This is a genomic window from Nocardioides bizhenqiangii (assembly GCF_034661235.1).
GTDB lineage: Bacteria > Actinomycetota > Actinomycetes > Propionibacteriales > Nocardioidaceae > Nocardioides > Nocardioides bizhenqiangii.
This window is the reverse complement of the sequence record NZ_CP141059.1, coordinates 4,002,078-4,023,537: the sequence shown is the minus strand read 5'-3', so window position 1 is coordinate 4,023,537 and position 21,460 is coordinate 4,002,078. Positions and strand designations below refer to the sequence as shown.

21 protein-coding genes are annotated in these 21,460 nt (G+C 70.3%); 6 read left to right on the top strand and 15 right to left on the bottom strand.

What is annotated here, in order from left to right:
• The first annotated feature begins 126 nt into the window (after window positions 1-126).
• Window positions 127-1,002: a DUF1996 domain-containing protein gene (locus tag SHK19_RS19600; protein ID WP_322454723.1), complete on the top strand. Its 876-nt coding sequence runs from the start codon at window positions 127-129 to the stop codon at window positions 1,000-1,002.
• A 74-nt stretch (window positions 1,003-1,076) separates the two neighbouring features.
• On the opposite strand, the gene SHK19_RS19595 is transcribed toward SHK19_RS19600, so the two are convergent.
• Window positions 1,077-1,268 carry a hypothetical protein gene (locus SHK19_RS19595; protein ID WP_322937214.1) on the bottom strand — a complete coding sequence of 64 codons (192 nt, stop codon included), beginning with the start codon at window positions 1,266-1,268 and terminating at the stop codon, window positions 1,077-1,079.
• Window positions 1,269-1,561: 293 nt separating this feature from the next.
• Window positions 1,562-2,596, bottom strand: coding sequence for an RNA polymerase subunit sigma-70 (locus tag SHK19_RS19590; RefSeq protein WP_322937213.1), 1,035 nt, complete (start codon window positions 2,594-2,596; stop codon window positions 1,562-1,564).
• 85 nt (window positions 2,597-2,681) lie between these two features.
• On the opposite strand from SHK19_RS19590, the gene SHK19_RS19585 reads away from it, so the two are divergent.
• Entirely contained in the window at window positions 2,682-4,343 is a 1,662-nt protein-coding gene (locus SHK19_RS19585; RefSeq protein ID WP_405030514.1) for an MFS transporter, read from the top strand.
• Window positions 4,344-4,355: 12 nt separating this feature from the next.
• On the opposite strand, the gene SHK19_RS19580 is transcribed toward SHK19_RS19585, so the two are convergent.
• Together SHK19_RS19580 and SHK19_RS19575 are read right to left on the bottom strand one after the other, a co-directional pair.
• Entirely contained in the window at window positions 4,356-4,577 is a 222-nt protein-coding gene (locus SHK19_RS19580; protein ID WP_322454727.1) for a hypothetical protein, read from the bottom strand.
• A gap of 121 nt (window positions 4,578-4,698) precedes the next feature.
• Window positions 4,699-5,292, bottom strand: a complete 594-nt coding sequence (locus SHK19_RS19575; RefSeq protein WP_322937211.1) for a TetR/AcrR family transcriptional regulator — start codon at window positions 5,290-5,292, stop codon at window positions 4,699-4,701.
• A 105-nt stretch (window positions 5,293-5,397) separates the two neighbouring features.
• Here SHK19_RS19575 and SHK19_RS19570 point away from each other — a divergent pair, with 105 nt between their 5' ends.
• Window positions 5,398-6,231: an alpha/beta fold hydrolase gene (locus tag SHK19_RS19570; RefSeq protein ID WP_322937210.1), complete on the top strand. Its 834-nt coding sequence runs from the start codon at window positions 5,398-5,400 to the stop codon at window positions 6,229-6,231.
• Between the two features lie 39 nt (window positions 6,232-6,270).
• On the opposite strand, the gene SHK19_RS19565 is transcribed toward SHK19_RS19570, so the two are convergent.
• The 5 genes from SHK19_RS19565 to SHK19_RS19540 all read right to left on the bottom strand — a co-directional run bounded on the left by SHK19_RS19565 (window position 6,271) and on the right by SHK19_RS19540 (window position 11,817).
• Window positions 6,271-7,065, bottom strand: coding sequence for a crotonase/enoyl-CoA hydratase family protein (locus SHK19_RS19565; RefSeq protein WP_322454730.1), 795 nt, complete (start codon window positions 7,063-7,065; stop codon window positions 6,271-6,273).
• Between the two features lie 9 nt (window positions 7,066-7,074).
• On the bottom strand, window positions 7,075-8,703 hold the full coding sequence (locus SHK19_RS19555) for an amidohydrolase (RefSeq protein WP_449867056.1): 1,629 nt from the start codon (window positions 8,701-8,703) through the stop codon (window positions 7,075-7,077).
• A 25-nt stretch (window positions 8,704-8,728) separates the two neighbouring features.
• Window positions 8,729-9,349, bottom strand: a complete 621-nt coding sequence (locus SHK19_RS19550; RefSeq protein WP_322937209.1) for a hypothetical protein — start codon at window positions 9,347-9,349, stop codon at window positions 8,729-8,731.
• 71 nt (window positions 9,350-9,420) lie between these two features.
• Window positions 9,421-10,680 carry a fatty acid desaturase family protein gene (locus SHK19_RS19545; RefSeq protein WP_322937208.1) on the bottom strand — a complete coding sequence of 420 codons (1,260 nt, stop codon included), beginning with the start codon at window positions 10,678-10,680 and terminating at the stop codon, window positions 9,421-9,423.
• 12 nt (window positions 10,681-10,692) lie between these two features.
• Window positions 10,693-11,817: a ferredoxin reductase gene (locus SHK19_RS19540; RefSeq protein WP_322937207.1), complete on the bottom strand. Its 1,125-nt coding sequence runs from the start codon at window positions 11,815-11,817 to the stop codon at window positions 10,693-10,695.
• A gap of 100 nt (window positions 11,818-11,917) precedes the next feature.
• On the opposite strand from SHK19_RS19540, the gene SHK19_RS19535 reads away from it, so the two are divergent.
• On the top strand, window positions 11,918-13,117 hold the full coding sequence (locus tag SHK19_RS19535) for a PucR family transcriptional regulator (protein ID WP_322454735.1): 1,200 nt from the start codon (window positions 11,918-11,920) through the stop codon (window positions 13,115-13,117).
• Here the strand turns inward: SHK19_RS19535 and SHK19_RS19530 are convergent.
• The 3 genes from SHK19_RS19530 to SHK19_RS19520 are packed head-to-tail and all read right to left on the bottom strand — an operon-like array spanning window position 13,114 to window position 16,577.
• Window positions 13,114-14,577, bottom strand: coding sequence for an amidohydrolase (locus tag SHK19_RS19530; RefSeq protein WP_322937206.1), 1,464 nt, complete (start codon window positions 14,575-14,577; stop codon window positions 13,114-13,116). The genes SHK19_RS19535 and SHK19_RS19530 overlap by 4 nt on opposite strands.
• Before the next feature lie 45 nt (window positions 14,578-14,622).
• Window positions 14,623-15,492, bottom strand: coding sequence for an HpcH/HpaI aldolase/citrate lyase family protein (locus tag SHK19_RS19525; protein ID WP_322454737.1), 870 nt, complete (start codon window positions 15,490-15,492; stop codon window positions 14,623-14,625).
• Window positions 15,492-16,577, bottom strand: a complete 1,086-nt coding sequence (locus tag SHK19_RS19520; protein WP_322454738.1) for an HpcH/HpaI aldolase/citrate lyase family protein — start codon at window positions 16,575-16,577, stop codon at window positions 15,492-15,494. Before SHK19_RS19520 ends, SHK19_RS19525 begins: the two co-directional genes overlap by 1 nt.
• A gap of 91 nt (window positions 16,578-16,668) precedes the next feature.
• Between SHK19_RS19520 and SHK19_RS19515 the strand changes: the two genes are divergently transcribed.
• Window positions 16,669-16,968 (top strand): hypothetical protein, encoded by a 300-nt coding sequence (locus tag SHK19_RS19515; protein ID WP_322454739.1) that lies wholly within the window; start codon window positions 16,669-16,671, stop codon window positions 16,966-16,968.
• Here the strand turns inward: SHK19_RS19515 and SHK19_RS19510 are convergent.
• A complete protein-coding gene (locus SHK19_RS19510) occupies window positions 16,904-17,437 on the bottom strand; it encodes a DnaJ family domain-containing protein (protein ID WP_322937205.1) in 534 nt (177 codons plus the stop codon). The genes SHK19_RS19515 and SHK19_RS19510 overlap by 65 nt on opposite strands.
• 100 nt (window positions 17,438-17,537) lie before the next feature.
• Between SHK19_RS19510 and SHK19_RS19505 the strand changes: the two genes are divergently transcribed.
• Entirely contained in the window at window positions 17,538-18,716 is a 1,179-nt protein-coding gene (locus SHK19_RS19505) for a PucR family transcriptional regulator (protein ID WP_322454741.1), read from the top strand.
• Here the strand turns inward: SHK19_RS19505 and SHK19_RS19500 are convergent, their stop codons facing one another.
• Both SHK19_RS19500 and SHK19_RS19495 read right to left on the bottom strand, forming a co-directional pair.
• Window positions 18,717-20,678 carry an ABC transporter ATP-binding protein gene (locus SHK19_RS19500; protein WP_322454742.1) on the bottom strand — a complete coding sequence of 654 codons (1,962 nt, stop codon included), beginning with the start codon at window positions 20,676-20,678 and terminating at the stop codon, window positions 18,717-18,719.
• Entirely contained in the window at window positions 20,679-21,317 is a 639-nt protein-coding gene (locus SHK19_RS19495) for a nitroreductase family protein (protein ID WP_322937204.1), read from the bottom strand.
• Between the last annotated feature and the right edge of the window lie 143 nt (window positions 21,318-21,460).

Below are 21,460 nucleotides of genomic sequence, written 5' to 3'. Positions count from 1 at the left end.
GACTGCGTATGTCGATTTCGCTGCGCCTGGATTGGTGGAGTGGTGTAATTCGGGCGTCCGCTTCGTCCTCGGTCGGCATTGCGCCCTGTCTCGGGAGTCATTTTGAGAAGATCAATCATATTCGCGATGAGCGTCGCTCTCCTCGCGGCCAGTCTCGGCTATCCGGCGTCAGCGCACGATGGCGATCATAACCGGTTCGCCGGGTGGTTCACCTTCTGCGATTTCGACAAGAGGGCGCGTGTCGATCCCATCGTCAACCGCGGCGGTGTCTCCGACCACAACCACGACTTCTTCGGTGGAAGTGTCAACGCCAACAGCACCGAAGCGCAGCTCCGAAGTGGGCCTACGACGTGCACCTTCAACAGCGCCGATCCGGCGTCGATACGAGACAGCGGCGACCACAGCGGCTACTGGACGCCTTCATTGAAGCTCAAGACTACCAATGAGTGGATCACTCCTTTGGGGATGAACGTCTACCCTCGCACGGCTGTCGGCGTCTCCAACCATGCTGTCTCGTCATGGACGCCAGGCACCGAAGCGGTCTTCAGGGACAACGAGCAGGGCAGTAAGTACGTCGGTGCCGACATCCGCTGGTTCTGCGCTGATGCCTTTCCGGGACAGGGAAGTAACGGTGACAAGCGTCAGAGCCCGTACTTCTGTGGGGACCCTGCTTACCCCCACGTCGCGGTCGAGATATTCACTCCGGGCTGCATGAAGTTCGATACCACGAGGTGGCCCGACGAGTTCGGTCACTTCGCCTACAGCGACCCCCAGACCGGGTGCCCTTCCACGCACCCGAAGGAGGTCCCTGAAATGCGGCTCGTCGTCAAGTACGGGAACAAGAACGGACAGAACTTCCGAATGGGAGAACCTGGGAAACTGGTTAGCGAGGACATGCACTTTGACTTCTTCGCGGCTTGGAATCCAGGCGCCCTTAGTTATCTGATCGAAAACTGCATCCGTGACTCGGTGGACTGCGGCAACGACGGTCAGCCAGGTTGAGTCGCGGTGGGTGATTGAACAACTGCGCCGAGCGGTCCATCCGAATGGCGGTTGAGTTACGAGCCGCTCACACCTCAAAGCAGGGCAGGATCGCTCGTGTCGCCGAGCAGCCCGGATGTACCCAGGACCCTGCCCTCTTGATCTAGCAGGTCGCGGTCGACGGTAGAAGCGCGCTGCACCATGCGGCTTTCGACGACGATCTCGACCGTGTGGTTGAGCTGATCGCCAAGGCGCGACGTGATCTGGTCGATCGAGCCGGGTGTCATGACCTGGAGGTGAACTCACTGAAGGGCATCCAGGGTGACAGCGCCGTCGATCTGGTCTGTCTCGGTCTTGTACGACCCGTGGTACTCGAGCACGTCCGCGCCGGGACGCGGAGCGCCGAACACTTCCACGGCTTGACAGTCACAGGCGGCGGTGTGCAGCATCTGCGTCGCCGCTGTGACGCCGCCTACCTCGGACCCGTGAGTTGGTGAATCACCGACCCCGCGGACCGCAGCCGCCTCAGCCTTCTTGAACGCGGCTTCTTGCGCCGCCCTCATACGGCAGGCGCGAACGATCAGCGCGGCTCCAGTAGCGAGGGAAGCCCGAACCACTCGAACACGTCGCCCTCGAAGGTGGTGATCTCGGCGACCAGGCCGTCCTCGATCCGGAGCACGTCCATCGCGAAGGCTTCGTAGGTGGGCGATCCGGGCCGGCGCAGGTACATCGCGATCGCCGGCTGGCCGTTGGCCGTGGTAGTCAGGCACCTCCAGTCGGTGTAGTCGCCCTGGCCGAAGCCGCCCTCGATCCAGCCCCGGACTGTCTCGTCGCGGCCGACCCAGACTCCGGGTTGGGGCGGCATCGCGAACCGCAGGTCTGCGCGCAGCAGCGCGGTCAGGCCGTCGATGTCGAGGGTCTCGTGGGCGCGGACGTACGCCGACACCAGCTTCCGCTCCTCCGCGCTCATGTCGTCCTTCGCCCGGACGCTCCAGTCGAGCCGGCCGTCGGGCAGGTGCTCGCGCAGGGTGGCCCGGGCCCGCTGGAGGGCGCTGTTCGCCGAAGCGAGGGTGAGGTCGAGGGTGTCGGCCGCTCGTTGAGCCGGCCACCCGAGCACGTCACGGAGGATCAGGACGGCGCGCTGCCGCGCGGGGAGGTGCTGGACGGCGACGATGAAGGCCAGCTCCACGGTCTCCTTCGCCACCGCCCGCTCGTGCGGGTCCTCCGGCTGGCTGCCCGGCCACGGCTGCAGGTAGAGCACCTCGGTGCCCGACCCGCCCGCGCCTTGCAGCTCGATGGGCACCGGCGTGCGGTCCCGCCGCTTCTCGAGGAAGTCGAGGCAGGCGTTGGTGGCGATCCGGTACAGCCAGGTGCGCAGCGACGCCCGTCCCTGGAACGACTCCCGCTTGGCCCACGCCCGCAGGAACGTCTCCTGGGTCAGGTCCTGGGCGTCCTCGTACGACGCGAGAATCCGGTAGCAGTGCACCAGCAGCTCGCGGCGGTAGCGCTCGGTGAGCATTGCGAATCCACCGGCATCGCCGGTGCGGGCCACGCTCATGAACTCGGCCTCGTCGGCGCCGGTCGGGCCCGTCGGTCGGTCCTCGGTCGTCTCCACGGTGTCTCCTACGGTCGCAGGGCTGTCATCAGATGTCGACGGCCGAGCCCGTGAGAACTGAGCGGTCGTGATCCGGCAGCGACCGATGAGCTGTGTCGGCGGCAGCAGTCAGTATTCGAAAGGGACGCGACGAGAGGACGGATCGATGACCGAGCCCACCAGCACCACCCAAAGGGCCGGACGGCGCGAGTGGTGCGGTCTAGCGGTGATCGCCCTGGCCTGCGTGCTCTACGTGATGGACCTGACCGTGCTGCACCTCGCCGTGCCGGCTCTGAGCGCCGACCTGCAGCCGAGCAGCACGCAGATGTTGTGGATCATCGACATCTACGGGTTCATGATCGCGGGGTCGCTGATCACGATGGGCAGTCTCGGCGACCGGATCGGCCGTCGCCGCTTGCTCCTGATCGGTGCTGCGGCGTTCGGGGTCACCTCGGTGCTCGCCGCCTTCTCGACCTCGCCGGAGATGTTGATCGTCACCCGGGCGCTGCTCGGTGTGTCCGGAGCGACGCTGGCGCCGTCGACGCTCTCCCTGATCCGGAGCATGTTCCACGACCCCCGGCAGCGCACCACCGCGATCGGGATCTGGATCACCAGCTTCTCGGCCGGCGCGGCGATCGGGCCAGTGCTCGGGGGTGTCGTCCTCGAGTACTTCTGGTGGGGCGCCGTGTTCCTGCTCAACGTCCCCGTGATGATCGCGCTGCTCGTGCTCGGGCCGCGGCTGCTGCCGGAGTACCGCGACCCCGACGCCGGTCGCGCCGACCTGCCCAGCGCCGCCCTGTCCTTGGCCGCGATGCTCGCGCTCGTCTACGGGCTCAAGCGGGTGGCCCAGGACGGGATGACGGCCACCGCGGTCGTCACCGCGCTGGCCGGCGTGGGTTTGGCGTTCGTCTTCGTACGACGCCAGCGGCGGCTGACCGACCCGCTCATCGACCTGTCGCTGTTCCGTATCCCGGCGTTCAGCGCCGCGCTGGCGACGTACGGCATCGGGATCTTCGTCCTCTTCGGCGGGTTCCTCTTCATCCCTCAGTACCTGCAGCTGGTGCTCGGCATGACCCCGCTCGAGGCGGGGCTGTGGACGCTGCCGTGGGCCCTGTCGTTCGTCGTGGGCTCGAACGTCACGCCGATCCTGGCCCGCCGGATCGACCCGACCTGGCTGATGGGCGGCGGCCTGCTTCTGGCCGCTGTCGGGTTCGCCCTGCTCCTCGGCATCGAGCCTGGTTCCGGGCTCCCTCTCATCGTCCTGGGGTCGATCGGGTTCTCGCTCGGCATGTCGCCGGTCTTCACTCTCACCAACGACCTGATCATCGGTTCGGCGCCGCCGGAGCGGGCGGGGGCCGCCGCCGGTGTCTCCGAGACAGCGGCAGAGGTCGGCGGTGCCCTCGGCATCGCGGTGCTCGGCAGCATCGGCGTCGCGGTCTACCGCCGCGACGTCGAGGACGCCCTCCCCGGCACGCTCGCGTCCGAGCAGGACGCCGCGGCCCGGGGCACGCTCGGCGGAGCCGTCGAGGTCGCGGAAGGGCTGCCCGCGGCGTCGGGCGAGGCTCTGATGAACGCCGCCGAGGCGGCCTTCACCACCGGTGTCCACCTCGGTGCGCTCATCGCGGCGGTCTCGTCGCTGGCTCTGGCCGGTTTCGTCCTCTCCCGCGGACGGGTCGGCGTGCTGACCGAGGAGCCCGAGCCGGTCGAAGAGCCGGTCGACGTGGCGGTCGACGAGCCCGTCGCCTGCGGCGACGGGTGCCGGCCGTAGCGCCGCGGTCCGTCAGCCGCCGAGCGCGGTGATCCTCCTCAGCATGTCGATGCTGGGGAATCGCTCCGCGCGGATCTTGTCGATCAAGATCTCCGCGTAGGGAGCCCTGTCCTCAGCACGGAGCATCTGCTCGGCCATGTCCATCATCGTGACCGAGGGGTATGGGTCCTCCTCGATCTTCTCCAGCAGGACCTGGAGCACCGCGCGGTGCAGGTCGGTAGCTCCGTCGGCCATTCCGATCACCTCCCTCTCGCTGTTGGCCGACCCAGTACCCGATCGGGCTCCGCTTCAACGACTCCGGTGGTCTGACTGGCCGGACCTCCCCTTCCCGGACCCGCCGGTCAGGCTGTCGTCCCTACCGTCGCCCCGCAGGTGTTCCCGCGGCAGCGGCGTCGATCAGCGTCTCGGCGGCACGTCGGGCATGGCTGGCCGCGTCGGGTGAACCCTCGATCGCGGCGGTGGTCTGTGCGCCTTCGGCCAGGATCGCGAGCTGCGGTGCGAGCGAGACGTCGACGCCCGCCTCGGCCACCATCCTCACCAGCTGGGCCTGGAAGGACCGCTTGTGCTCGCGTGCGTACGCAGCCACCTCCGGCGAGGTGGGGCCCAGCTCGCCGAAGGCGTTGATGAAGCCGCAGCCGCGGAAGCTGTCCTGGGCGAACCACTCCGCCAGGTAGTCGTAGACGGCCAGCAGCCGGTCGCGTGGCTCCTCGACGGACTCGACCGCCGCACTCAGGCCCTCGGTCCACATCGAGTGGCGCTTGCGGAGCACGGCCAGCACGAGACTGTCCTTGCCGGGGAACAGCGAGTACAGGCGCTTGAGAGAGACGCCGGAGGCGGTGCGGACGTCGTCCATGCCGACCGCTCGGATGCCGCGGGCATAGAAGAGCTCGTCCGCGGCGTCGACCACCCGCTGCCGCGGGTCGGCTGGTTGTTCGAGCTGCTCCGCCATCACGTCACTCCTTGCTTCCACTTCGGACTTGCGTGGAGAACCATCGTTCTCTACGATAGCGGACAACCGGAGAACGCACGTTCTCCATCGAGGAAGGGACACCCCATGGGCTTCATCACCGTCGGCACCGAGAACTCCACCGACATCGACCTGTACTACGAGGACCACGGCGCCGGACAGCCCGTGGTGCTGATCCACGGCTACCCGCTCGACGGGTCGTCGTGGGAGAAGCAGACCGCCGCCCTGCTCGATGCCGGCCACCGCGTCATCACCTACGACCGCCGCGGCTTCGGACGCTCCAGCAAGCCGACCGACGGCTACGGCTACGACACCTTCGCCGCGGACCTCGCGACGGTCCTCGACACCCTCGACCTGCGCGACGTCGTGCTCGTCGGCTTCTCCATGGGCTCCGGCGAGGTCGGCCGCTACCTCGGCACCCACGGCTCGGCACGGGTCGCCAAGGCCGTCTTCCTCGGCTCCCTCGAGCCCTACCTGCTGCAGACCGACGACAACCCCGAGGGCGTCCCGCAGAGCGTCTTCGACGGACTCTTCGCCGCCGTGCAGGCCGACCGGTACGCGTTCTTCACCCAGTTCTTCGCCGCGTTCTTCAACACCGACGAGCTCCTCGGCAACCGCCTCAGCCAAGAAGCGCTCGACGCCAACCAGCAGCTCGCCTACAACGCCTCGCCCCACGCCTCGATCTGGGCCCAGCCGACCTGGCTCACCGACTTCCGCGGCGACATCGACAAGATCGACGTACCGGCCCTGATCGTGCACGGCACCGCCGACAACATCCTCCCGATCGACGCCACCGGCCGGCGCTTCGCCCAGGCGCTGCCCACCGCGGAGTACGTCGAGATCGACGGCGCCCCGCACGGCATGCTGTGGACCCACGCCGACGAGGTCAACAAGATCCTGCTCGAGTTCCTGGACCGCTGAGCGGCGCGGTGACCGGCCGTCAGCGCTGGTCGGCGCTGGTCAGCGACCTCGCGGACCGTAGGCGGCCTCGGCCTTCTTGAACGCTGCTTCGCGCGCTGCCTTCGTGTTGCGGGCGACGAGCAGGTACGCCTGCTCGGCCCGCTCGCGGGCGAAGGTACGGCGCGGCGAGGCCTGCCAGGTGTCGTTGAACAGCCGCTTCGCCGCGGCCAGCGCGTCCGGCGACTTGGCGGAGAGGTCGGCCGCCAGCCGCTGGGCACCGGCGAGCGGGTCGTTGTCGAGGGTCGTGACCAGGCCGAGCTCTGCCGCCCGGCCGCCGTCGAAGACCTCGGCGGTCATCGTCAGCAGCTTGGCCTGGTCGATCCCGACCAGCTCGGAGATGCTCCGGATGCCGGACATGTCCGGGATCAGGCCCCACTTGCCCTCGAGCACCGACCACCGCGAGTCGGGCGTGGCGATCCGGAAGTCGGCGGCAAGCGCGATCTGCAGCCCGCCGCCGAGGCAGTGGCCGTGCACGGCGGCGATCACCGGCACCGGCACTCGGCGCCACGCCCAGCACGCCTCCTGGAACAGGTTGGTGCCGCGCCACGGCACTGGCACGAAGGCCTTCGCGATGCCTGCCGGGCTCTTCATGACGCTCGCGAAGTCGAGCCCCGCGCAGAACGCGTCGCCCTCGCCGGCGATGACGACCGCGCGCAGGCTTTTGTCCTTGCGCAGGCTCCGGGCCGTGTCCGCCAGATCCCGGAGGATCGGCAGGGTCAGCGCGTTGAGCTTGTCCGGACGGTCGAGTCGCACCTGGGCGACGCCGTCGACGATCTCGCAGGTCACGTTGCTCATGGCCCGATACTACCCGCAGGTAACTTCGCTCAGGCCTCGTACACCGCTGTCCCGCCGATCCAGGTCGAGACCACCGTCGCGGCGCCGATCGACACCGGGTCCTGGATCGGGTCCGTGTCCAGCACGACCAGGTCGGCGTCGTAGCCGGGGGCCACGCGGCCGGCCCGGTCGAGATGGTTGATCCAGGCCGAACCGGCGGTGTAGGCCGCGAAGGCGGTCTCGACGTCGAGGCCCTTCCTGCCCGGGCAGGAAGGGCTCGGTCCCCGCTGCTCCGTCGACGCCGTACGCCATCCGGTTGACGGCGACGTGGAGCGCCGCGAGCGGATCCGGCGTGCTCACCGGCCAGTCGCTGCCGGCGACGAGCCGGGCGCCGGCACGGTGGAGGTCGCCGAACGGGTACTGGCGGTTCGCGCGTTCCTCTCCGAGGAACGGGATCGTCAGCTCGACCATCTGGTCGTCGAGGCAGGCCCACAGGGCCTGGATGTTGGCGCTGACGCCGAGCTCCTTGAAGCGGGGTACGTCGTCGGGGTGCACGAGCTGCAGGTGGGCGATGTGGTGGCGATGAGCGGGGTCGGTCCCTTCGAGGGCGTCGAGGGCCTCACGCACGCCTCGGTCGCCGAGACCGTGCACGTGGACCTGGAAGCCGTGCGCGTCGAGGGCCGGGATGGCGCGGCGCAGCAGGTCAGGCTCGACGAACGAGGTGCCGGAGTTCGACGTCGCGTGTCCGCAACGGTCCACGTACGGCTCGACGAGGGCCGCCGTCCCGTTCTCCATGACCCCGTCCTGCATCACCTTCACAGCCGTCGCAGCGAAGCGCCCGGTGCTCAGCCCGTCTCGGCGGCGGACCAGGTCGTCGATCTGTTCCAGGCCCTCGGTGCGGTCCCACCACAGGGCGCCCACGACCCGGGCGGTGAGGAGACCTTCTCGAGCGGCCGCCGCGTAGGTCGGACCGTTGTCGTCCATCCCCGAGTAGGTCCCGACGATGGCGTCCTGCCAGGCCGTCACCCCGAGCGAGTGCAGGTAGCGCTGGCCCTCGAGGAACGCTGCGCGCAGCTCGCTCTGGGAGGCCGGCGGGACGTGCTGCGCCACCAGGCGCATCGCTCCCTCCTGGAGCGTCCCGATCGGAGCGCCGGACGCATCGCGGTCCAGGTGGCCGTCCGGCGGATCCGGCGTGGCGGCGTCGATCCCTGCCAGTCGCATCGCCGCCGTGTTGACCCACGCGCCATGGAGGTCCCGGTTCGGGATGAAGACCGGCCGGTCCGGCACCACGCGGTCCAGCGCGGCCGCCGTCGGGATCCCGCCGGGGAACGCGGCCATCGCCCAGCCGCCGCCGAGGATCCAGTCCTCGTCCGGGTGCTCGGCCGCATACGTACGAATCCGGTCCAGGTAGTCCGGCTCGGTCGACAGGTCGCTCAGGTCGCAGCGGATGCGCTCCAGGCCGCCCGTGACGGCGTGCACGTGGGCGTCGACGAAGCCGGGCAACAGCAGTCCGCCGGCGACGTCGACGATGTCGGCACCCGTCGGCGGTTCCAGGTCACCGACGGCGACGATGCGGTCCGCCTCGACGACCACGCTCGTCGGCGGGCCCAGGTGTCGATGGCCGTCGAAGACGTGCGCGTTCCGGAAGACCGTCACCATGCGGGCCAGCCTGCCAGCACCTACCTCAGCGGTAGAGGACGACCGTGTCGCTCTCGTCGATGAAGCCGACCACGCCGCCGTCGACGCCCCAGATCTCGTCGACCGGCTGGTCGAGGGTGATGTCGTAGGACCCGTCCGGTCCGTCGACGGACAGCACGTTGCCGTCGATGGTGTAGGCCTCGTCGTTCCGGGGGACCGGGATCCCCTCCTCGTCGTCGGCGACGGGGCAGCGCTCGTCGTCGGCGGCACCCTCGTCCACGACCGAGCCGTCCTCGACCGACACCGTCCACGACTCCTCCGAGTCGCAGATGAGGACCTGGTCGTCCCCGACCGGGGCCAGCAGCGCGCCGCCGTACCCGCTGTCCTGCCAGGCGACCGAGCCGTCGGCCCGGTAGGCGGTGATCTCCGTGCCCTCGTCGATCTCCCAGCTCGTGGAGACGATGACGGTGTCGCCCACCGCGACGGCGTGGGTCGGCGACCAGTCCGACTCGAGCTGGGCGGACCAGGCGAGCGTCGCGTCCTCGGACACGAGGGCCGGGGCCGACGACGGAGTGTCGTTGCCGTCGTCGTCGTCCGCCGGCTGGCAGGCGGTGACCGCCAGTGCCAGGGCGGCGAGGGGGAGCAGTGCGGTGAACGGGCGCTTCATGGTCCACAGCGTGGCCAGTTGACCTGCCGGCCATGCGTGGATCAGGACGAATTCGTCCGCAGGTATGACGGTCAGGCGGCGGCGGCGTACTCCCGCTGTGCCTTGGCCTTCATCTCCAGCGCCCTGGTGAGCACCCGCCGGGTCTTGCGGTCCCCGGTGGCGAGCTTGTAGAGCAGCTTGAGCTGACTCGGCAGGTTGCGCTTGTTCGTCGTCTCCATCCAGCCGTTCGGGAGCGACAGGCGGAAGACCTTGTGCCACGCGGAGTAGACCTGCGGCACCAGCGGGCGGCTGCAGTAGTTCAGGTCGTACTTCTCGAAGACCGCCTGCACCTTCGGCGCCACCTCGGCGTAGCGGTTGCTCGGCAGGTCGGGGAACAGGTGGTGCTCGATCTGGTGGCTCAGGTTGCCGGTCATGAGGTGCATCGCCTTGGAGCCGGAGATGTTGGCCGACCCGAGCATCTGGCGGAGGTACCACTCGCCGCGGGTCTCCTTCTCCGGGATGGAAGCGAGCTCGAACGTCTCGACGCCCTCAGGGAAGTGGCCGCACATGATCACCGAGTGCGACCACAGGTTGCGGACCACGTTGGCCACCGCGTTCGCAGCCATGGTGGGGAGCAGCGAGCCGGTCGGCGCCGACAGCAGCGGGTGCACGACGTAGTCCTTGGTCGCCTGCTTGCGGATCTTGGCCAGGGTCTGCTTCGCGCGCCGCTGGAACTCGGGGTCCTTCATCCCGGCCGCGCGGTCGCCCTTCGGCTTGCGCAGGTTGCGGCCGAGGTCGAGGTCGTAGGCTGCGATGCCGTACTCGAAGATGCAGGCGTTGATGAAGTTCCACATCGGCTGGACCAGGTAGCGCGGGTGCCACCGCTGGTCCTCGTCCACGCGCATGATGCCGTAGCCGAGGTCGTTGTCCTTGCCCACGATGTTCGTGTACGTGTGGTGGATCTGGTTGTGCGAGTGCTTCCAGCCCTCGGAGGGGGAGGCGTTGTCCCACTCCCAGGTCGTCGAGTGGATCTTGGGGTCGCGCATCCAGTCCCACTGTCCGTGCATGACGTTGTGGCCGATCTCCATGTTCTCGAGGATCTTGGCCACCGACAGGCCGGCGGTGCCGACCAGCCAGGCGGGCGGCAGCGCGCTGAAGAGCAGGACCGCGCGCGACCCGAGCTCAAGCTTGCGCTGCACGTCGACGACCTTGCGGATGTACGCCGAGTCGCGCTCGCCGCGGGAGTCGAGCACCTCCTGGCGGATCGCATCGAGCTCGGCGCCGAGCGCCTCGATGTCCTCGGGCGTCAGGTGGGCGGTGGGGTTCTGCTGCTTGCGGGTGATCGTCGTCATGGGGTCCTCAGATCAGTGGTCGAGGTGGCACGCGCCGGCGGGCGCGTTGATGCAGGTCTGGATCTTCACGCCGCCGGGGTCGGTCTCCCCGGGTACGGCGACGGTGATCTCACCGTTGCGGAGGTCGCGGACCGCGCCCTCCTTCATCGGCAGCACGCAGCCCATGCAGATGCCCATCCGGCAACCGCTGGGCATGAGGACGCCGGCCGCTTCGGCGGCGTCGAGGATCGGGGTCGCGCCGTCCGCTTCGACGACGGTGCCGCCGGCGAACGTCACGCTGCCGCCCTCGCCGGCGTCGGTGAGCGTCGGTGCCCGGAACCGCTCGGTGCTGAGGGCCAGCCCGCGCTCGTCGTACCAGCCCTCGAGGGCATCGAGCAGGCCGCTCGGACCGCAGGCGTACGCCGTGCGGGTGCCGATGTCGGGGACGAGGTGCTCGAGCCGGGCCAGGTCGAGCAGCCCGTCCCGGACGTCGAAGTGCTCGACCAGCCGGATCTTCCCGGCCTCGCCCAGCGCCCGGAGCTCGTCCTTGAAGATCGAGTCCGGCTCGGCCTGGTTGACGTGGAGGAGGGTGATGTCGGTGGCCGGCGCCTGCGCCTTCGAGAACAGGTTGCGCAGCATGCCGATCACCGGGGTGATGCCGGAGCCGGCGGTCACCATCAGCAGCTGCTGCGGGATCGGCATCGGGAGCACGAAGTCGCCGGCCGCCTGCTGCAGGTGGATCATCTGTCCCGGGCGGACCCGGTGCACCAGGTGGTGGGAGACGACGCCGTCCGGGATCGCCTTGACCGTGATGCTGATGTGCCCGTCGGGACGGGGGCCGTGGGTCAGCGAGTAGCAGCGCCACAGCCGGACGCCGTCGACGTCGACACCGACCTGGAGGTACTGGCCCGGCGCGTGTCCGAACCAGTCGCGACCGGGCTTGATCACGATGGTCGCCGCGTCCGCGGTCTCAGGCTGGACGGCCACGATCCGGCCGCGCAGGTCGGTGCCCGAGCGCAGCGGGTGGAAGCTGTCGAGCACGTCGTCGAGGGTGAGAGGGGTCACCGCGGCGTCGGCCAGCGCCCGGAGCCTGCTGCGCAGGCCACCGCGCTGGGCGCTCCGGACGAGGAACGGTGCGGAGATACTCGAAGAACTCACGACATCAACTCTCCCGTGCCGGCGCGGTAAAGTCATGACTGCTCATGGTGAATCGGAGACTACTTTTTATGCGTTACGAACAAAGGGGGAGGGGTAGCCAGTGGCACCTCGACTGACCCCCGCGGCCCTGGTGGTGCCGCCCGAGGTCGTGGTGGCGATCCGCGCCACCCTGCCGACGGTCGCCGACGACGTCGTCACCGTGATCATCGACGAGGTGCCGAGCTACACCGACGCGTTCAGCGGGCCGATGGGCGAGACCATCCGCTCCGCCGTGCAGGTCGCGCTCGGCGGCTTCCTGACCCTGGTGTCGGAACCCCGCGACGCCGCCCAGCGGACGCCGGCCGCCGCGATCGAGGGCGCCTACCAATTGGGGCGGGGCGAGGCGCGCAGCGGGCGCAGCTCCGAGGCGCTGCTGTCGGCGTACCGGATCGGTGCTCGGGTCGCCTGGCACCACCTGTCGACCCTCGCCGTCGAGAACGGTGTCGACGCGACGACGTTGGCGGAGTTCGCGCAGGCGGTGTTCTTCTACATCGACGAGCTGTCAGCCGCCAGCGTGGCCGGCCACGGCGACGAGTCCGCGACGGCCGGCCGGGTGCGGCAGCGGCTGCTGGACCGGATCGCGCGCCACCTGCTCACGGACGCTCCCGAGAAGACCGTTGTCGCCGCGGCCGAGCGCGCGGAGTGGGCACCCCCGAAGTCGCTCACGGCGGTGATCGTCCCCGAGTCGCAGGTCGGCTCGGTGCTGCTGCTCGTCCATCAGGGCACGCTGCAGACGACCGACCTTCCCGAGCTCGAGGCCGCCGTCCTGCTGCTGGTCCCCGACGTGCACGGCCGACGTCGGGCGGCCCTGCTCAAGGCGGTCGAGGGCAGGAACTGCCTGGTGGGTCCGGCCCGCCCGTGGCTGGAGGTGCGGTCGTCGTACGAACGCGCGAGGCGGGCGCAGGAGCGCGGCCTCGGCGGCGACACCGAGGAGCACCTGCCCGAGCTGGTGCTGACCGCCGACGAGGAGGCGTTGGCCGACCTGCGGTCGGCCGCGCTGGCACCCCTGGCCGACCTGCGGCCCGCGAGCAGGGCGAAGCTGGCAGAGACCCTGCGCGCCTGGCTGCTGCACCAGGGGCGGCGCGACGACATCGCCGCCGCGCTGTTCGTGCACCCGCAGACCGTGCGCTACCGGGTGGCTCAGCTGCGGGAGCTCTTCGGCGACAAGCTGGAGGACCCGCAGACCGTGCTCGCGCTGACGATCGCTCTCGGGAGCGAACCCGAGGCCGGGACCAAGGACAAGGACAAGGCTCCGGACTAGAGCCGGTGGACGACCCGGCCCGCGGCGACGGTCAGCGCGACCGCCGGCCGGCCGACGACGAGCGGGTCGTCGTCGAGGACGATCAGGTCGCCGGGTGATCCCGGCCGGAGGGTGAGGTGCCCGCCCACCGACGCCGCCAGCGCCTCGCGCCGGGTCATCGCCTGCTCGGCGTGCCAGGCCGGACGGGAGTCGCCGGTACGGCGGACCGCGGCGTCGATCGCGAGCCACGGATCGAGCGGGGAGACGGGCGCGTCCGAGCCGAGGGAGACCGGCACGCCGGCGTCGAGCAGCCAGCGGAACGCGAAGCACCGGTCGGTGCGGTCGGGCCAGATCTGCTCGGTGAGGTCGCGGTCGTCCACGAGGTGGTGCGGCTGGACGCTGGCGCGCAACCCGAGCCGGGCCAGGCCTCGCACGTCGTCGGGGGTCACCAGCTGGACGTGCTCCAGGGAGCCGCGGGCGCGCGTGCGCTCGTACGCCGTCAGCGCGGCGCCGACGGCGGCATCGCCGATGGCGTGGGTGGCCACCTCGAGCCCGGCGGCGTGGGCGCGGTCGAGCAGGACGGTGAGCTCGACGAGGTCGAGGTTCGGGGCACCTGCGGGGTGGTCGGGGTGCGCGCCGGCCGCGTAGGGGTGACGGCACCACGCGGTGCCCGTGTTGAGCGAGCCGTCGCTGATGATCTTCAACGGCCCCATCGTCAGCCGGCCGTCGCCGGGCACGAGCGGGTCGCCGGTGCGCAGTCCCTCGGTGAGGACGTCGTCCAGCTGGTCGGCGTAGACGGCAGCAGCGATCCGGAGCCGGTCGCAACCCTGCGACCACCGCTCGCGCCAGGCCTCGACGGCGCCGGTGAACTCGAAGTCCACCAGACCGACGATCCCGAGCGCGGCGGCGGCATCGAGCGTCCTGCGGTAGGACGCGGGGTCGTCGCCGGCGTCGGTGAGGGCGTTGAGCCGCTGGTAGGCCTCGAACCACTCGGTCTCCGCGATCATGCCCTCCCGCAGGGGCAGGCCGAGGGCCGCCTGGGCGGCGCTGTTGAGCCACGCGTGGTGGCCGTCCCCGGCGACGAGGACCACCGGCGTCACGCCGGCCGCGAGGTCGAGGTCCGCTGCCGTCGGCTCGCGCGACCAGGTGCCGGGGCGGTGGCCCCACCCGATCACGGGTGTGCCCGGCTGCTCCGCGACCTTGGCCGCCACCAGGTTGACCGCCTCCTCGGGCGACTCCACGCGGCTGGTGTCGAGCCGTCCCCTCGTCAGCGTCCACTGGCCGAGGTGCACGTGGGTGTCCCACAGTCCCGGCATCACCCAGCGGCCCGCGGCGTCGTACTCCTCGACGCCCGCCGGGCGCTCCACGGCCGGGCCGACGGCGGCGACCGCGCCGCCCTCGATGAGCACGTCGACGAGCGAGTCGGGCACGCCGTCGACGAGCGGCACCGGCCGCGCGCCGCGGACGAGGACGTCACTCACGCCGCACACCGTACGTCGCGACCCGGCGAGAACGCGCAGACCAGCTCAGCCCTGCTGCAGGGCTGCGATCGCGTCGGCGATGGCGAGGGTGCGTTCGGCGGACTCGACGTGGAGGTTCTCGACCATCCGGCCGTTGTACGTCACCACGCCGGACCCCTTCCCGTCCTCCCAAGCCTGGATCAGGCCGCGGGCGTCCTCGACGGCCTGCTCGGACGGGGCGAAGCCCGCGTTGGCGCCGTCGACCTGGCCGGGGTGGATCAGGGTCTTGCCGTCGAAGCCCATCTGGCGGCCCTGCTCGACCTCGGCGAGGAACCCGTCGAGGTCCTTCACGTCGTTGTAGACGCCGTCGATGATCACGATCCCGGCGGCCCGCGCCGCCAGCAGCGCCAGCCCGAGGCCGGTGATCACGGGCTGGCGGCCGGGCACGTGCTCGGCGTAGAGCTCCTTGACCAGGTCGTTGGTGCCCATCACGAAGCCGGTGAGCCGCTCCGACGCCTCGGCGATCGACAGCGCGTTGAGCATCGCGATCGGGGTCTCGACCATCGCCCAGAGCTTGGTCTGCTCGGGAGCGCCGGCGGCCTCGAGGGCGGCGACGAGCCGGCGTACCTCCTCGGCGGAGTTGACCTTGGGCACGAGCACGACGTCCGGGACGGCGGCAGCCGCTGCCTTGATGTCGTCGTCGTGCCACTCGGTGCCGATGCCGTTGACGCGGATGATCAGCTCGCGCCGGCCGTACTCGCCCGACCGGACAGCGGTCGCCGCTGCCTCCCGGGCAGCCGGCTTGGCGTCGGGGGCGACGGCGTCCTCGAGGTCGAAGATGATCGCGTCGGCGGCGATCGTCTTGGCCTTCTCCAGTGCCCGCTCGTTGGAGCTCGGCATGTAGAGGACCGAGCGCAGGGGCTTGAGCTCGGTCATCAGGCGTCCACCTCGATGGCGTCGTACTGCGCCTTCAGGTCGGGGTCGATCTCGGCCAGCTTCTCCGCGAGCTCGACGAGCACCAGGCACTGCTTGAGCGAGGCGTCGTCCTCCATCTTGCCGTCGATCATCACCGCGCCGGTGCCGTCGCCCATTGCGGCGACGACCCTGCGGGCATGGGCGATGTCCTCGACGCTGGGGGAGAAGACCTTGTTGGCGATCGCGATCTGCTTGGGGTGCAGCGACCAGGTGCCGACGCAGCCCAGCAGGAACGCGTTGCGGAACTGGTCCTCGCAGGCCACCACGTCGGCGATGTCGCCGAACGGCCCGTAGTAGGGGTAGATGCCGTGCATCGCGCAGGCGTCGACCATCTTGGCGATCGTGTAGTGCCAGAGGTCCTGCTGGTACGTCGCACGCGGCGCCTCGATCCGCGAGACACCCAGCTCGTCCTTCGGCGGGTCCTGCCGGACCAGGTAGCCGGGGTGGCCGCCACCGACGCGGGTGGTCTTCATCTTGCGGTCGGCGGCGAGGTCGGCCGGGCCCAGCGACAGGCCCTGCATCCGCGGGCTGGCGCCGCAGATCTCCTCGACGTTGGCGACCCCGCGGGCCGTCTCGAGGATCGCGTGCACCAGGATCGGCCGATCGAGGTCGGCCTTGGCCTCGAGCTGGGCGAGCAGCCGGTCGACGTACTGGATGTCCTCGGCGCCCTGCACCTTCGGGACCATGATCACGTCGAGCTTGTCGCCGATGGCGGGGACCAGCGTGGTCAGGTCGTCGAGCACCCAGGGGCTGTCGAGCGAGTTGATCCGCGTCCACAGCTGGGTGGGGCCGAAGTCGGTGGACTCGGCGATCTTCACCAGGCCCTCACGCGCGGCGACCTTGTTGTCGGCCTTGATCGCGTCCTCGAGGTTGCCGAGGAGCACGTCGACGGTGCCGATCATCCCGGGGACCTTGGCCGCCATCTTCTCGTTGCTCGGGTCGAAGAAGTGGATGGCACGGCTCGGGCGGGCGGGGATCTCGCGGAGCGGTGCCGGGGCACCGACGGCGAGCGGGGCGAAGAAGTCCTTGGCGCTCTTGTGACTCACGTCCCGACAACTTACCGGCGGGTCACCGGCGAGCGGTATGACGCATCTCTCGCCGAGACGGACGGTCCCCGCGGCGGCGTACGGTCGGCCCATGACGCCCGAGGAGGTCGACGAGTTCGCCCGCTCGCTGGCGGGCTGCAAGCGCAAGGGCACGACCGCGCGCCCGGCCTGGTACGTCGACGACCGGCTGGTCGCGCGTCTGGTCGATCCCGGCGAGCTCCTGGTGCGCACGTCCTTCGCGGACCGCGAGCGGCTCGTCGCGGACCATCCCGAGACGTTCGGTGTCCCGCCGCGTTACGAGAAGCACATGAAGGTGCAGGCGCTCCTCAGCGGCGACGCCGCAGCCATCTGCGCCGCGTTGCGGGCGGCGTGGGAGCTGCAGCGGCGATAGCCGCTCTGCGCGCCTCTCGGCGAGCGCGCCACGCGGCCACCGTCTCCTCGACGTCCCGCGGCATCGTGATCAGCGGCGGCCCGTCGACCGGCGTGTACCGCGCCCGCAGCACACGGGCGTTGAAGTCCTCGACCTGCTTGCGCACCTCGTCCTCCGAGGCCAGCCGGTCGAGCAGCCCGTCGAGCTCGGCGTCGTCCTTGCGCAGCTGCAGCGCCGGTGGGAGCACGGCGATCCGCTCGCGCTCGATCAGCTGCTTGAGCCACCACTCCGGGTCGTGCTCGGCGCCGAGGCCCTCGATCGGCTTGCCGGCGCCGGGCAGGTCGTCGAAGTCGCCGCGCTCCATCGCCCGCCGGATCTGGATGTCGACCCAGGTCTGCTGCTGGTCGATCCGGGCGCGCGAGGCCGCCCGCTCCGCATCACGCCGGTCGCGCTCGCGGGCCGGGGCGTCGTGAGTCTCCGGCTCGTTCACCACCTCGAGGATACGAAGTGACCGGATGCGGCGACACCGCCCTGGCGGACTTTCTGCGGTCCGCCAGTGCCGACGGATGATCGCGATTACCGTGATCGACGTGGGGGAACTCGTATTCGCGCCCGAGGTGCGCTCGCTCGGCCGTCGGCTGATGGCGTACGCCGACCCCCTCGGCGTCCGGGCGGCGGAACGGATCCGCGCCGAGATCCCCGGGTACGACGAAGCGCAGGGGCTGATCTTCGACGAGCTCGCCGCCTCCTGCTCCCGTAATCTCCGGTACGTCCTCGGCATCTTGGCCCACGGCCCGGTGCCGGGACTCGAGGTCCCGCCCGTGACCGGCGCGACGCTTGCCGAGCAGGGGGTGCCGTACGAGTCGGTGCTCCAGGCAACCCGGATCGGTGGCCGCTTCATCTGGGAGCTCCTGGTCGAGCAGTCGGTCCAGGACGAGCACGAGGTGCTGCTGTCTGCCGCCGCCGACATCTGGTCTGTCATCGACGACCTGTCCGACCAGGTCACCGAGGCGTACCGCCGGGCGTTGACCGAGCGTTCCCGCCGCGACACTGTCCGGGCGGTGCTGGTCGGCGGCCTCCTCGACGGCGACGAGCCTGCGGATCAGATCGCCGAGGCCGCCCGGATCCTCGGCTTCGAGGGCGCGAGAGACTTCGTCGTGGTCTCGGCGGAGTCCCCGGGGCCGGGCGTCGAGGGCCTGCCGGACGTCGAGGCGGCGCTGCTGCGGTCGGACGTCGCCTCGGCGTGGCACTTCGACAACCACCACCAGGAAGGCGTGGTTGCACTCCGGGTCGGCTTCGGCATCTTCGACCTGGCCGCCGTGCTTCAGGACCTGACGGTCGCCCGGGTCGGCATCAGCCGGCCGTTCGGCGCGCTGGATCGTGCGGTGGACGGCAGGTTTCAAGCGCGTGCCGTCTGTGCTGCGGCGTCCCCGGGATCCACGGAGGTGGTGCGCTACGACGAGCGGCCTCTCGGGGTGCTCCTGGCCGACGGACCGGAGCACGCACGCGACATGGTCGACACGGTCCTCGGTGAGGTCTTCGACCTGCGGAGCGAGGACGCCGCCGCGCTTCTGGAGACCGCACGCACCTGGCTGGCGACGGGTGGCTCGTACGCGGCCACCGCGAAGTCGCTGGACCTGCACAAGAACACGGTCCGGTTCCGGATGGACCGCTTCCAGGACATCACCAAGTGTGACCTCACCCGGCCGGCGGACGCCGCCGAAGCCGTGGTCGCGCTGGAGTGCGCGCGGATCCTCGGTCTCGGCTGACTACAGCGAGATGTCCGCCCGCCGGTCGTCGTACGGCGACCGGGGGCCGCCGGGGCGGGAGAACTGCTCGACGTACAACCGGGCGTAGAGGCCGTCGGGGTCGGCGAGCAGCTCCTCGTGGGTGCCTCGCTCGACGACCCGGCCGTCGGCGAGACCGAAGATCACGTCGGCCGACTGGATCGTCGACAGCCGGTGCGCGATCGCGATCGTGGTGCGGGACCGGGTCGCCCGCTCGAGCGCCTCCTGCACCAGTCGTTCGGTCTCGGTGTCGAGCGCGGAGGTGGCCTCGTCGAGGATCAGGATCGCCGGGTCCTTGAGCAGCACCCGCGCGATCGCGAGCCGCTGCTTCTCCCCGCCGGACAGGCGGTAGCCGCGCTCGCCGGTGATCGTCTCGTAGCCCTCCGGGAAGCTCATGATCCGGTTGTGGATGTTGGCGTCCCGGGCTGCCTGCTCGATGGCGTCGCCGGTCGCTCCCGGGCACGCGTACGCGATGTTGTCGCGGATCGTGCCGTGGAACAGGTAGGGCTCCTGGGTGACCATCCCGACGGCGTCCGCAAGGGAGGAGAGGGTCAGGTCGCGGACGTCGTGGTCGTCGATGAGGACGGCGCCCTCGGTCACGTCGTAGAAGCGGGGGATCAGGTAGGTGGCGGTCGTCTTGCCCGACCCCGACGGGCCGACGATCGCAGCCAGCTGGCCCGGCTCGACCACGAGAGAGATGTCGTCGAGCGCCCAGCCGCTGCTCTCCAGGCGCTCCTCGTCCGACCCGATCCGGACCCCGCTGTCGCCGAACCGGTCGCGGTTGACGGTGCCGGACAGCTCGCGGGGCTCGGGGTAGCGGAACGACACGCCCCGCAGCTCGACCTTCCCGCGCAGGGAGTCGTGATCGAGCGCCACCGCGCCGGGGCGCTCGGTGATCGCGGGCTCGAGGTCGAGGTACTCGAAGATCCGGCGGAACAGGGCCAGGGACGTCTGGACGTCCAGGCTGACCCGCATCAGCTGCAGCAGCGGCATCTGCAGCCGGCCCTGCAGCGTGGTGAACGCGACCAGGGTGCCGGCGGTGAGCTGGTCAGCTCCGATGACCGACGAACCGGTGATGATCCAGCCGGCGACGAGGTAGATCAGCGCCGGCGTGATCGCGAAGAACGTCTGCACGACCGCGAAGAAGGTGCGTCCGGTCATCGCCTGCTCGACCTGCAGCCGGGTCTGCCGCCGGTTGGCCTCGCGGTAGCGCTCGACCTCCTGCGCCGAGCGGTTGAAGACCTTGGCCAGCAGGATGCCGGAGACGCTGAGCGCCTCCTCGGTGATCGACGTCATCTCCGAGAGGGACTCCTGGGTCCGCCGGGCCAGTCGCTGGCGCCGTCGGCCGACCCGCAGCTGCAGCCACACGAAGAGCGGCATCAGGATCAGGGTCAGGATCGTGAGCTGCCAGGACAGCACGATCATCGACACCAGCGCTGCGGTCACCGTCACCGAGTTCTGCACGATCGTCGTCGCGGTGTCGGTGAGCACGGTGCGGACACCCGCGACGTCGTTGGCCAGCCGGCTCTGGATGGCGCCGGTCTTGGTGGCGGTGAAGAACGCGAGCTCCATCTTCTGCAGGTGCTCGAAGAGGTCGCCGCGGAGATCGGCCATCGCGGAGTTCCCGACCGTCGACGTCAGGTAGTTCTGACCGATGCCGATCAGCGCGGTGACGACCGGGATCACGCACATGCCGGCCACCAGCCAGCCCAGCAGGCCGAGGTCGGGCTCGCTGCCGTCGAGCGGGAACAGGGCGTCGTCGAAGACCGCTCGCACCAGGAACGGCACGACCGACGTCAGGGCGGCGGACGCCAGCACGGCCACGAGGACCAGCGCGATCTGACGCCGGTAGGGCCGCAGCATCGCGGCCACCCGCGGGAGCACGGGCTCACGCGCCGTGAGCTCCTCGGTCGACAGGTGGGTGACCACGCGGCTCGGTCGCATCTAGCCGTCCCAGCCCGCGCCGAAGCGACCCCGGTGCGCCACGTCGGTCCAGGGAGTACGGCGCCGCCGGCCGGCCGACCCCGAGGCACCGGTCCCGCGAGGAGCGGGGTGGCCGATGGTGATCGCCCCGATCGGGTGGGGGTCGCCGGCGTCCGGGAGGCCGAGCGCCCGTCGCACCTCGAGCTCGCGGTCGGGCACGATCCCGAAGAAGCAGGCCCCGAGGCCGGCGTCGGTCACCGTCTGCAGGATCAGCAGCGCTGCCATCGCGGTGTCGAGGTCCCAGAACGGCATCGGCCACCGTTCCTCGGACCGGTCCGTCCAGCCCTTGTCCGGCTCGGCGTAGCGATCGAGGTAGGCGGCCTTGACGCTGCACGGCACGACCACGACCGGCGCCGTCATCATCCCGGCCAGCCAGGTGTCCCGCCCGTCGGGCGTGGCGGCGGCGTCGGACGACGCGGCCCAGAAGCGTCGGACGTCCTCCGGCCGGTCGAGCACGACGAACGCCCATCCCTGTGAGAACCCCGCGCTCGGTGCCCGGGTTGCGTGCTCGAGAGCACGCTCGACGACCGCCGGATCCACCGGCTCGTCGGTGTAGCTGCGCACCATCCGGCGGCGGCGTACGACCTCGGAGAACTCCACGGGTCACTATCCCACCTCACCCGCCCAAAACCGGCCCCAGTGACCCGGTCTGAGGTAGCAGCGAGGGGTTCGGTGGAGGCCTGGGTCACAGCAGATAAGGCACTTGCCCGATGTGAGGCCCTACCTCAGGAGAGGAATCTCTG